Origin of the sequence: Brevibacillus fortis (genome assembly GCF_003013395.1) — a bacterium.
GTDB classification, from domain to species: domain Bacteria; phylum Bacillota; class Bacilli; order Brevibacillales; family Brevibacillaceae; genus Brevibacillus; species Brevibacillus fortis.
This window is the reverse complement of record NZ_PXZM01000033.1, coordinates 41,196-53,491: the sequence shown is the minus strand read 5'-3', so window position 1 is coordinate 53,491 and position 12,296 is coordinate 41,196. Positions and strand designations below refer to the sequence as shown.

Genomic DNA, 12,296 nt, shown 5'->3' with positions numbered 1-12,296 from the left:
TCACAACGCTGGAATTATTTCTAAAAAATAGAAACCCGCATTTGTTCATCACGTATTACTACAGTGAAATCCAGCCACAACAAAGTGAGGTGTCGTACATTGGCAATAGAGATGTTGAAAGTAAGTACTTCACGAGGAAAGATACAATATAATATTTGCGGGAATGGCAAACCCAATATTGTCCTCATTAACGGTGGTTCAGGACCCATAGAAGGCTGGCTGAAAATACTACCTGACATTTCAGAGTCGTCATCTGTATTTTCTTATAATCGTTTGGGTGTTTCAGGTAGTGATAAGCCGCAAGACCCCCAAGATGGACTCACGATTGTAGAAACGTTACGAGAGGCATTAAAGACAGTAGGATTTGAACCCCCATTCTTGCTAGTCGGACATTCATTAGGGGGATTATATGCAAATTTATATGCTCGGCGTTACCCCAACGAAGTAGCTGGTGTCGTCTTTTTAGAATCCAGCCATCCGAAAGATGTAGGTCTTGAACAATATCAAGGTAAGGTAGTCAAAACCATTAACAAAATGCTCTCCATGTTTGATTCCTTGTCTGCCCATAAAGCATTTAATGAAGTTCATTTTGTAAAAAAAACGGTCGAACAAATCCATGCCATCGATTCTTTTCCCGACATACCTGTTTATGTGATTACAGGTGGGAAAGAAAATCGGATGATGCCAGAGGAAGTACGCCAAAAACGAATCGAGCATCAGTTGGAGCTACTTTCATTATCAAGCCACAGCAAACATATCCTCGCAGAAAAAAGCGGACATTTTCCTCAATTTACCGAGCCCAGCGTCGTCATTGATACGATCAAAGACTGTGTCGAACAAATCCAGCAAAAAACATTGTAACCTACTCGCAAATCTGCGCCTGCTGCCCATTCGTCAGCCAGTTTTCCCCCTATTCGTGTTATCCTGAAGACAGCAGCAATTCCGAGCACGAGAGAAAGGAAGAGGTCCATGCCAGCTGAAAAAGAGTCCCGGCTCTGCCAACGCTCCAAACAGATTCATAACCGAACCTTTGTCGTGACCTGCAAAGAGTTTTTGGTGAAGCAAGCAGACTTTCTGTTGGACCTATTCGCCGATGTAGAAGACGAGATCGGTCCCATCAAGAACGGTGCGAAAATTCAGGTTGGCTGGACTATTCTGCTGGTTTTCGAACGGGATGGGTACATGGAGATCGTAGCACCGGACTACGACACGAATCCTTTTACCGAAACAACTTCCGACCTGTCTGTGTATTTGGTTGTGCAAATGGCGCAAAACAACTGTTTGCAAACCGTGCGAGCAGAAGGGGAATCGGTGTTATTCCAGGATAAAATCGTGGTGGCAAAAGGTGCATTGGAACAAGAACACGTCTATTTGCAGCGTGCAGAAGATGTTCGAAAAGGTGACTCCGGGTGGTATCTCGGGCCTGTGGAAGGCGAAGTAGACAGTGACCAGTTAGAGTCATACTACGTTTACCAACTGGTACAGTTACGTCCGTCTCTTCTGCAAGTATTGGCTCTGCCTCGAGGGTATATCGTCGTTTTCCAAGGAGATCAGATCGAAGCAGTCTTGGACGAGCACGATGAAAATGTATGGCCGACACTCCATTAGCGGCTACTATTTAATTCCGCCGATACTTTATTCACGAGCTGATCCGCTTGCCGCGTCGTTTCGGGCAAACGATATTTGGGAGAGAGCTTGGTGATCCATGCGCATGCAGTTGGCAAAGAGATGCCGTGCCCGATCGAGACAAATATCGGTTTGATATTCGGTTGTGTGCGCAAGACTCCACCGATGACCTCACCCTGATCGATCAAAGGGGAATACGCGCCTCTTTCCTGCGCTGGTTCTTCATATTCACCTAGCAGTCTCGTTTTTCCACAGCCAATGGTAGGAATGCCAAATAGGACGCCCAAATGACTGGCTAGTCCGAATCTTCGCGGGTGAGCGATTCCTTGCCCATCGCAGACAACGAGCTGCGGGGTTGTTTTTAGCTCCTTGAATGCACGCACCAGTGGAGGCAGCTCTCGAAAAGAGAACAAGCCGGGAATATACGGGAACTCAACGGTGTCTTGAATGACGATAGACTCGACGACTTGCAGGGAAGTGGCGTCTATGATCACGACACCAGCGACTAACAAATCAGACTCGGCATGATACGCTACGTCTACTCCGGCGATAAAGCGTACGTCCGTTAATTGATCTTCTTTTATCACTTGCTGGGCTAGTTGTCGTTGTAGGTTAATGGCCTCTTGCTCATCAATGTTCCAAGGATGTTGGATAATCGGCTCCATCTGGTTACCTCCGGAGGATAGAAGATTTGTTCATTATATCTAATGGAAGTGCTGCGCTCCAAGTCTTAGGAGCAATCCCTTAGAAAATACGTTGACTTCTCGGATGAAAAGCACTATTTTGTAACCGACGGAATCATCATGTTCGAGATTAGCTAGGAGGGCTCGTCGTGAAAATCGCAATAGTAGGAAGTATCAATATGGATCTCGTAACCCATGTACATCATTTGCCCAAAGCAGGAGAAACGATCGCAAGTCATCACTTCGAGCTGATTCCGGGTGGAAAAGGAGCGAATCAGGCAGTAGCGGCTTCTCGCCTGGGCGCGCATGTCTCCATGATCGGAATGGTAGGAGAAGATGAGAACGGCCAGATTATGCTGGGAGGGCTTGCGGATGCGCAGGTTCACATAGAGGGGATCAAACGCTCGGGTACGACAGGTATGGCTTTTATCAATGTAAGTGATGATGGGGAAAACAACATCGTGCTCGTACCGGGAGCGAATGCGCTTGTCAGCACCGAGCATATTGCAGACAATCAGTCCATTTTAAAGGAAAGCGACGTCGTATTGCTCCAACTGGAAATCCCGATGCCCGTCGTGGAACATACAGTCAAAGAGGCTGCTCGACTCGGCAAGCTGGTCATTTTAAATCCGGCACCTGCACGCGAGCTATCCAGCGAGCTATTATCACATGTACATACCTTAACCCCAAATGAAACAGAGCTTTCTATACTCACGGGAATGCCAGTATCCACGATAGATGAAGTGCAGGCCGCAGCCAAAAAGCTTTTGTCAGGAGGCCCAAAGCGCGTCATCGTGACGTTGGGGGAAAAGGGCGCTCTCTTAGTAACCGCTGATGAAACGATCCATATCCCGGCTTTCCGCGTAGAGCCAGTGGATACAACGGCGGCAGGAGATTCCTTTACGGCAGCTTTTGCGGTTGGGATCACGCAAGGAATGACAGAAACCGAAGCGGCCACTTTCGCCAGCAAAGTAGCAGCGATTGTCGTAACAAGGAACGGTGCTCAACCATCTCTGCCTACTTTGGATGAAGTACAAGCATACTCTTTTTAATGGGGGAGATTCCATGAGCATTGGAATCCCTAAATTGCAGGAGAAATCACCAAATGCTTCATCTGGAGTTTCCTAGAACCGAGTTACCGTAACTTCTCTAAAAAGGTTCGATATTAAGCTAAATTACCAACAAAAGTAGTTAATTTAGTATCCATTTTCTTATCTGGATTTTGGGATAAGAGAATGGGTACTTTTTAATAGAGAGACACCAAAGTGGTTATTTTTTGAATGGAGCTAATGGTCTCGATTTTCTTTCCCAATAACCTATTTTGAAAAATTTATGCTAATATGGTTCGCGTAATCGAACCATTGAACAAAAGAACCGTTCATCCCAACATTTAAGACGTTGAACTTATACTGTCCACCATTCTGCACAAAATAACATTCGACATCATTATTATCAGTGAAGAGCATGTAATGGTCTTGATTTTCTATACCAATATATTTTTCGTCAAAATATATGATACGATTAAATTGTTCATTGGTTTAAGCTGTTGAACAAAAATGAGGTGAGTATTTGAAAAGTATAGAAGAGCTAGCTGCACTTGCTGTAGAATTTCGAGAATGTCAAGATGTATTAACGGCGATTGGAGATCAAACAAGGCAATCTATCATTATCGCTTTAATGGCTGCAGGATGCGAGGAAGGAATGCGAGTCGGTGAAATCACCCAAAGAACTCACTTATCTCGCCCGGCAGTATCACATCATTTGAAAATCTTAAAAGATGCAAAAGTAGTTAATTTTCATCGTGAGGGAACAAAGAATTATTATTATTTAGATCCAAATAAAAGTACAATTCGACTACTGAAAAGCTTGGTTGAACATATTGAAGCATATATGACAAACTATGGACCTTTTCAAAACAAGAACGAAAGCTAATTCTTGGGAAAACATACGCGATTTTAGTTAAAAAGATTAAACTATTAAACCTTCAAACAATTACGATCTATGCTTGAGGAGGAATAATACATGAAAAAAGAGACTATCTTGGCAAATTCATTACAACTACCAAATGGAATAATCATTAAGAATCGATTTTTTAAAGCGGCACTAAGTGAAAATTTAGCACAAGAAGATAATAATCCAACAATGTCACTCGTTACTTTATATGAAACATGGGCAAATGGTGGAGCTGGTCTTGTTATGACAGGGAATGTAATGGTTGATCGAAATGCATTAGGTGAACCAGGCAATGTTGTTGTTGATGATGAAACAAACTTAGACTTGCTAAAAAAATGGGCAAAAGCTGGCACAAAAAACGGAACACATCTTTGGATGCAGTTAAATCATCCTGGGAAGCAGTCACCGAAAGCCGTGTCTAGACAACCAGTAGCACCAAGTGCGATTCCTCTTACAGGAAATCTTGGAAACTTCTTTAATCATCCACGCGCTCTTAGTGAGACTGAAATCAAAGAAATCATTAAACGATTTGGAAATGCAGCTAGAATTGCAAAAAAAGCAGGTTTTACAGGCGTTCAAATTCATGGCGCCCACGGTTATCTGATTAATCAGTTTTTATCTTCTCATCACAATCAACGTACTGATAAATGGGGAGGAAGCCTAGATAACCGTATGAGATTTCTGATTAAAACATATTATGAAATCCGAAAGCAAGTTGGTGAAAAATTTCCTATCGGTCTTAAATTGAATTCTGCCGATTTTCAACGCGGAGGGTTTACAGAAGAGGAATCGATGCAAGTTCTTCAAAAAATGTCCGACGTTGGAATTGATCTTATTGAAATTTCGGGAGGGAATTATGAAAATCCAAAGATGTTTATAGCAAATACCAGTGAGCGTACAAAAAAACGCGAAGCATATTTCTTAGATTACGCTGATAAGGCAAGAAAAATCATTTCTACTCCACTGGTAGTAACAGGAGGATTTCATTCTGAAGAAGGCATGATAGAAGCGATTGCTAGTGGGGCAATAGATATGGTAGGGATAGGAAAAGCATTTGCATTGGTACCAGATCTTCCTAACCAAATTTTCCAAGGTAAATATAAAACCATACAGATTAAACCTATCCGGACAGGAGTGAAATGGATCGATTCGAAAGCAGCCGTGCTAGAAATTGGTTGGTATGAACAGCAATTAGAAAGAATGAGCAAAGCAAAACATCCAAATCCCAATTATAGTGTCTGGTTATCTTTAATGAAATATATGATGGCAAATGGTCTTTCTGTATTTCAAAAAAGAAGAGGTTGATATTTTTACTGTTTAGCGTCCTTATCATTTATCATCAAGCCTGTTTTGAATGACAATGTTCAAAATGGGCTTTTTCTATAGGCATGGTATACAGTTGCAGACATTTAAATTGTTGACCGAACGGTACATAATATGTAAAATTTCCATAACAGTTAGAAACGAAAGGAGGATTCCGTTGAGCAAACGCGGCAGACCTCGTGATTTTGATTATACTTCCATCGTAGATGTGGCCATGAAAACATTTTGGTCAAAAGGCTACAATGGTTGTTCTACGCATGACTTATGCAGTGATACTGGACTAGGTAAAGGAAGCTTGTACAATACGTTTGGGAGTAAACAGGAGCTTTATCTAGCAGTGGTGGAACACTATCACGAAACTGGGATTCGTGAACAGCGGGCATTGTTAGAAAGTCCGGGTTCCGTGAAAGAACGGTTGCAAAATTTTTTAGCGTGGGCATTGGTGGAAGACTTTGAATCAACGAACCCAAAGGGGTGTTTGCTGATCAATGCGGGATTGGAACGGGCTAAAGACGATCCCAAGATTGAAGAAATAGTCACAAGACATGTTGAGCTTTTGAAGCAAACTATGGAAATAGTGATGGAGGAAGGCTTGCGAACGGGCGAAATCTCCAAAAAACGATCTGCTGTGGATTTGGCTAGCCTATTTTTAAGCAGTTACTACGGCTTCCGTGTGTTGAATACATCCACACAAAATCGGACATTGGCTGAACAAATCATGAACGGCACCATGGAATCTATCTTCGGCGCGTAATGCGCTATTTTTTTGCATAACTTTTGTACCGATCGTTACAAAAATAAATAAGGAGTGTTTATTCATGCCATCGATGATTTATTTGTTAGCGGTAGCAATTTTTGCGATGACGACTTCTGAATTTATGGTTGCAGGTATGATGAACGAACTTGCCGATGATTTCGACGTGTCGATCCCGTCCATCGGGTATTTTATTACGGCGTATGCAGGAGCAATGGTGATAGGAGGCCCCATCCTAACAGCAACTCTCTTGCATATTCGCCGAAAACAAGCGTTGCTTTCATTGGTTGCCGTCTTCTTTATTGGTCAAGCGTTAGGAGCAATGGCTTGGAATTACGAGTCAATGATGCTTGCTCGTATCATAACGGGTATTGCTTCATCCGCAGCGTTTGGCATCTCCGTCAGTATTTCAGCCAGCTTGGTTCCCTCTCATTCACGCGGAAAGGCAGCCTCGATTGTTTTGGCAGGCCTAATGATTGCAACTGTCATAGGACTCCCTCTGACAACCGTGATTGCACAATATTTCGGCTGGAGAATGAGCTTTTGGGTTGTTGCAGTAGTCGTGTTGCTATCAGGGATCTTGATTCAAGGGTTGCTCCCTTCCTCCGCACAAAAAGACCAGGTGAACGTACAGGATGAGCTTGCCAGTTTTCAAAATCCGCACCTTTGGACCGCGTATGCAACGAGCATGTTGATCATTGGCGGTACCTTCGCAGCGTTTAGTTATTTTAGTCCGATTCTTACAGATGTAACGGCATTTTCGGATGCGAGTATCCCGTATTTGCTTGCCCTTTATGGCATCTCGACCGTGATCGGAAATATCGTGATTGGCAGACTTGCTGATCGTTTTACCATGCGAATCCTTGTAACGGGATTAAGCATACTCCTTGCCGCATTGGTTCTGTTTGCCGTAGGCGCCGAAAATAAATGGATCGCTGTGCTGTCCATTATTCTGATTGGGTTGACGGGCGTAGCGATGAATCCGGCCATGATCGCACGAGTTATGAATGCCGCAGGCAGTGGGACGATGGTCAACACTGTGCATACTTCTTTTATTACAATGGGTGTTGCCATTGGTTCATCATTTGGCGGGATCGGGATTAGTAGTGGCTATGGGCTTGTTTCACCATTGTGGGTAGGTGCTTGTTTAGCTGTTTTCGGGTTACTTTCAATCGTTCCCTATCTGCAAAAGAGCAAAGTGTAAAAAACCATACAATCCCTCTTGAAAGTCAAAGAAGGTCAAACTATAATAAGGTCAACGAAGGTCAGGAAAGGTCAAAGATCTTCTGAATTCCAAAACAACGCTTTTGGGGGGATTGAATATGCATTGTGAAATCTGCAAACAACGAGAAGCAACTGTGACTGTTCATATACGGGTACAAAATCAGCAACAAAAATACGATCTGTGCCAGGATTGCAAAATAAAGCTGACCAACAAAATGGGAGTGGGCATGGGCTTTAGTCCTTTCGCCTCCTTCTCTGGACTGGATGAGTTCCTGCAAGGCTTTGCCCAAGGCCGGGTGAATCCGGGCAAATCTTCCGGCCAACCGCAGCCACAAGCACCAGAGCGCGGTGGAGGCATCCTCGATGACCTAGGTCGTAATCTAAACGATGCGGCACGTGCCGGGCTGATTGACCCTGTGATTGGACGCGAACAAGAAATTGAGCGTGTCATTGAGATTTTGAATAGACGCAACAAGAACAATCCGGTTTTGATCGGAGAGCCAGGGGTTGGGAAGACGGCGATTGCGGAGGGCCTCGCCCTGCGTATTACGGAAGGGCAAGTACCGACCAAGCTGAAAAACAAGCAGGTGTACATTTTAGATGTCGCCTCTCTGGTTGCAGGGACGGGAATTCGCGGACAGTTCGAGGAAAAAATGAAGCATGTGATTGCCGAGCTACAAAAACGCAAAAACGTCATCCTGTTCGTGGATGAGATTCATCTCTTGGTAGGTGCAGGCTCTGCGGAAGGATCAATGGATGCTGGAAACATTCTGAAGCCAGCACTGGCTCGCGGCGAGTTGCAGTTGATTGGGGCAACTACGTTAAAAGAGTATCGCGTCATTGAGAAAGACGCCGCTCTAGAGCGCCGCCTGCAGCCAGTAATGGTCAAAGAACCAACTGTAGACCAAGCCATTGAGATTTTAAAAGGCTTGCGCCCGAAATACGAAGCATTCCACCAAGTCGCTTATTCGGATGATGTCATTCGTGCCTGCGTAGAATACTCCCATCGTTACCTTCAGGATCGCTTCTTGCCTGACAAGGCGATCGATCTCTTGGATGAAGTGGGCTCGCGATTGAACCTGCGATCCTCCGCTGTAGATACGGCAGACCTGCATGAGCGGCTGGCGCAAATCAATCAGGAGAAAAAGGAAGCGACAGAGCAAGAGGCATATGAAAAGGCAGCTGGTCTGCGAGATGAAGAAGTGGGCATTTTGGAGAAGCTGGATCAGATCGAGGGCAAGGAGCAGCGCGTTCAGGTTAACGTCACGGACATCCAGGCATTGATCGAGCAAAAGACTGGGATTCCTGTTATGAAGCTGCAAAGCGATGAGCAGATGAAAATGAAAAACCTGGCCGCTCATTTGGAAGCAAAAGTCATTGGTCAATCCGAGGCAGTCACACAAGTAGCGAAGGCGATTCGTCGAAGTCGTGCAGGTCTGAAACCGAAAAACAGACCAATTGCTTCCTTCCTGTTCGTCGGTCCGACGGGTGTCGGGAAAACGGAGCTGTCCAAAGCACTGGCAGAGGAGCTGTTTGGTACCCGTGATTCCATGATTCGTCTGGATATGAGCGAGTACATGGAGAAGCATTCCGTTTCCAAATTGATCGGTTCACCTCCTGGCTATGTGGGTCACGAAGAAGCAGGTCAGTTGACAGAGCGTGTACGCCGCAACCCATACAGCATTATTTTGCTGGATGAGATCGAAAAAGCTCACCCGGACGTCATGCACATGTTCCTGCAAATTCTCGAGGATGGTCGTCTGACAGACAGTCAGGGCCGCACGGTGAATTTTAAGGAGACCGTCATTATTGCGACGAGCAATGCGGGTGTGAGCGAGCGTAAGATTTCTGTAGGCTTTGGAGCAAAAGCCCCTGAGCCTGCCACCGTGCTGGACTCCCTCGGTGCGTACTTTAAGCCGGAGTTCTTGAACCGCTTCGACTCGATCATTTCCTTTGCTCATCTGGAAAAACAAGATTTGGTCAAAATCGTCGATCTGCTGCTGCAAGATGTCATGGGCAATCTGTCTGAGCAAGGAATGGAGATCAGTGTGACAGATGCCACAAAAGAAAAGCTGGCTGAGCTGGGCTACAACTCATCCTTCGGGGCGCGTCCATTGCGCCGCGTGATTCAGCAATACGTCGAGGATGGCATTGCGGATCTGATAATGGAAGAGGACAATGTGACAGCGATGCTGATTGATGTAGAAGATGACGGAATTCGAGTCAAAAAAGGATAACCAATCATAAAAAAAGAAACCCCTTCCGTTTGGGGTTTCTTTGCTATTTATTCATGGCTTTCTCATTGATGCCATTGCTGACGCCAGTACTTTCCATTTTCAGCTGGCGGCGCTTGGTGACGATTTTCTTCACCCATAATCCAACCACGATGAGCGGCACCATGATGATAAATATATAGAGAGAAACGCTATGGACCATATTTTCCGCCACTTTGCCGTAAAAATAAAACAATAATCCGACTGCATAAAATTTGACTGCCCGTCCAATTGCCGCATACCCAATCAATTTCCACAACGGGAAGTTCAAGCAACCCGACATGATTGTAAATACTTTAAACGGAATCGGTGTAAACGAACCGATGAAGATCGCGACCTCGCCCTTCTTTTGAAACATCGCTGTGGCAGCATCAATCCATTCTTTCTTGAGGAGTTTGTACAGAACGGATTTGCCTAGTACTTTCCCGATAAAATAACCGACTGGTGTCCCTAAGAGACAAGCGATGTAGCCTACCGTTGCAATCCACAATGCCTGCGAAGGATCAACGAGGCTGAGTGGTACTTGAAGAAAGAAGGCAGGAACGGGAAAGATGACTGCGTCTGCAAAAGAATGGATGAACATTCCCCAAATGCCGTATTCCATTAAGAAATCTAAAATGTTCTGAAACATCTATTTCTCCTTTGTCATTCTATCGTTAACTGCCAGTCATCAACTTTGGAGGCCTTTTTGCGCTTTATCGGAAGATTCAGCATCACATCGAGTAAGTCCAACAAATTATATGTGTATAGATGCGATTCTACTTCAAACTGGCCGACTATGGAACGAATTTTTTTGAATTGGGATTCACTTACTATACAACGATATACCGCATTCGATGCATTTTGAAACAATTTTCTCTGCATAATTTCTTTTACAAACCCGCCATCATTCTGGTAACCCATCTTCCTGTATTTGTAATACGTTGTAGATCGTTAATAGGTTACGTAACAATTATTTCACATCCGTCTGGGCTATGGATCAACTCAACAGCTTTATTATGGAGATTTTTTGGTTATCCAAAATCGCACCCTCGTCGGATTTTATCTGCGACTTAAGGCGGATAGGTTAACGGTGCATGCGGCGTAACACATCCATCAACACCTCAATCCCTTGCTCAATCACTGCTTCCTTGGCATAGGACACATTCAGCTTCAAAATATTTTCTTGCACAAAGCCCTCCAAGTAATTTTTGTCGGTTGCATCCACGAGGATCGAGTGTTTTTTTAGCTGGCTTACAACAGCAGGGAGCGAGATGGAATCGTTCAAAACAATGTGAGTATGAATCCCCGGATACGCAAGGGGGTGAAAGGTGAACAGTCTGTTTTCATTCGCCGCGAAATGGTTCAAGGACGCCATCAAGAGGTTGGATCGCTGGCGATAGGAACTGCGTATTTTTTGCTTGTGGCGCTCGAACATCCCGCTTTTTAGGTAAATCTCCAACGCAGCCTGAGACAGCATGGAGCTGTCGATATCCGAAAGTCTTTTGTGCTGATTGAAGGAATCCTTTAGTGCGTCAGGTAAAACGGCTACGCCCAAACGCAGTCCAGGAAAAATAATTTTGGAATAGCTTTTCAAATAAATGGTGCGAGAGAAGCGATCATAGGCAAAGAGGGGATCGGCTTTGCTGTCATGTTCAAGGTCTGCCATGTAATCGTCTTCCACGATATAGACGTCGTACTGTTGGGCAAGCTCCACAATACGCTGCTTGTCCCCTCGGCTGTATGTTGTACCAAGGGGGCTGTGATAGCGAGGCATCGTATAGAAAAACTTGATCTCTCCCGTTCGAAAAATAGACTCCAGCTCTTCTAAATCGATTCCCTTGGCAGTTCGCCTGATCCCGACGACGGGATACTTGCGTACTTGCAAATTTTCAATGAAAAGGTGGTAGCTAGGCTGCTCAATTAGAATCGTTTCTTTGCCATTTGGAAAAGGAAGACTACACAGCAAAGATAGAGCTTGTTGGACACCGGAGGTAATGAAAATATTACTCGGGTCGGTAAAAACCTGATGATTCCCAAGGTGCTTAGCGATGACCGCAATGAGCGACGGCAAGCCTTGTGTGGTTCCGTATATGAAAAGATCGTTCTTATAGGTTTCAATCGCTTTATTGATACAGTGTTGAAAGTCGACATAAGGAAAGAGGTCAGGATCGGGAGCAGAGGTCGCAAAATCGATCATCGATGTATCTGCGGCTTGTATCTGCCTTTGTTTTTTCACGACGTAGTAGCCGCTTCGGTCGACCGAGTAGATGAGGTGACGCTTTTCTAGTTCGTCTAAGGTGCGGATAACGGTGCTTTTGCTGCATTGGTAGCGAGAGGCGAGCTCCCGAATCGAGGGAAGTCGGTCTCCGTCTCGATAGGAAAGGCTTTCAATCAACGCTTCGAGTTCATTTTGAAGCTGCAAATATTTGTGCATCAGCAACATTCCCTTTTCACCGATTTTGTATCGGTACAGTTACT

11 protein-coding genes are annotated in these 12,296 nt (G+C 44.7%); 8 read left to right on the top strand and 3 right to left on the bottom strand.

Translation table 11 applies throughout. The annotated features are described in order from the left end of the window. Positions 1 to 99 precede the first annotated feature (99 nt). Together C7R93_RS20010 and C7R93_RS20005 are read left to right on the top strand one after the other, a co-directional pair. Entirely contained in the window at positions 100 to 861 is a 762-nt protein-coding gene (locus C7R93_RS20010) for an alpha/beta fold hydrolase (RefSeq protein ID WP_106840464.1), read from the top strand. A gap of 108 nt (positions 862 to 969) precedes the next feature. Continuing rightward, on the top strand, positions 970 to 1,608 hold the full coding sequence (locus C7R93_RS20005) for an immunity protein Imm33 domain-containing protein (protein WP_106840463.1): 639 nt from the start codon (positions 970 to 972) through the stop codon (positions 1,606 to 1,608). On the opposite strand, the gene nfi is transcribed toward C7R93_RS20005, so the two are convergent. Further along, on the bottom strand, positions 1,605 to 2,291 hold the full coding sequence (nfi, locus tag C7R93_RS20000) for a deoxyribonuclease V (RefSeq protein WP_106840462.1): 687 nt from the start codon (positions 2,289 to 2,291) through the stop codon (positions 1,605 to 1,607). The two genes, C7R93_RS20005 and nfi, sit on opposite strands and share 4 nt — an antisense overlap. Positions 2,292 to 2,458: 167 nt before the next feature. Between nfi and rbsK the strand changes: the two genes are divergently transcribed. The 6 genes from rbsK to C7R93_RS19970 all read left to right on the top strand — a co-directional run bounded on the left by rbsK (position 2,459) and on the right by C7R93_RS19970 (position 9,800). Continuing rightward, positions 2,459 to 3,361: a ribokinase gene (rbsK, locus tag C7R93_RS19995; protein WP_106840461.1), complete on the top strand. Its 903-nt coding sequence runs from the start codon at positions 2,459 to 2,461 to the stop codon at positions 3,359 to 3,361. A gap of 517 nt (positions 3,362 to 3,878) precedes the next feature. Then, positions 3,879 to 4,241 (top strand): ArsR/SmtB family transcription factor, encoded by a 363-nt coding sequence (locus C7R93_RS19990; RefSeq protein ID WP_106840460.1) that lies wholly within the window; start codon positions 3,879 to 3,881, stop codon positions 4,239 to 4,241. Between the two features lie 90 nt (positions 4,242 to 4,331). Beyond that, complete coding sequence (locus C7R93_RS19985; RefSeq protein WP_106840459.1) at positions 4,332 to 5,567, top strand: NADH:flavin oxidoreductase/NADH oxidase family protein; 1,236 nt, start codon at positions 4,332 to 4,334, stop codon at positions 5,565 to 5,567. Positions 5,568 to 5,742: 175 nt separating this feature from the next. After that, positions 5,743 to 6,339, top strand: coding sequence for a TetR/AcrR family transcriptional regulator (locus tag C7R93_RS19980; protein ID WP_106840458.1), 597 nt, complete (start codon positions 5,743 to 5,745; stop codon positions 6,337 to 6,339). Positions 6,340 to 6,403: 64 nt separating this feature from the next. Next, positions 6,404 to 7,543 carry an MFS transporter gene (locus tag C7R93_RS19975; RefSeq protein WP_106840457.1) on the top strand — a complete coding sequence of 380 codons (1,140 nt, stop codon included), beginning with the start codon at positions 6,404 to 6,406 and terminating at the stop codon, positions 7,541 to 7,543. Positions 7,544 to 7,661: 118 nt separating this feature from the next. After that, positions 7,662 to 9,800, top strand: coding sequence for an ATP-dependent Clp protease ATP-binding subunit (locus C7R93_RS19970; protein WP_106840456.1), 2,139 nt, complete (start codon positions 7,662 to 7,664; stop codon positions 9,798 to 9,800). Between the two features lie 43 nt (positions 9,801 to 9,843). Here C7R93_RS19970 and C7R93_RS19965 read toward each other — a convergent pair whose 3' ends face one another. Together C7R93_RS19965 and C7R93_RS19955 are read right to left on the bottom strand one after the other, a co-directional pair. Then, positions 9,844 to 10,467 carry a YqaA family protein gene (locus C7R93_RS19965; protein WP_106840455.1) on the bottom strand — a complete coding sequence of 208 codons (624 nt, stop codon included), beginning with the start codon at positions 10,465 to 10,467 and terminating at the stop codon, positions 9,844 to 9,846. Between the two features lie 435 nt (positions 10,468 to 10,902). Continuing rightward, positions 10,903 to 12,252, bottom strand: a complete 1,350-nt coding sequence (locus C7R93_RS19955; RefSeq protein ID WP_106840504.1) for an aminotransferase-like domain-containing protein — start codon at positions 12,250 to 12,252, stop codon at positions 10,903 to 10,905. Between the last annotated feature and the right edge of the window lie 44 nt (positions 12,253 to 12,296).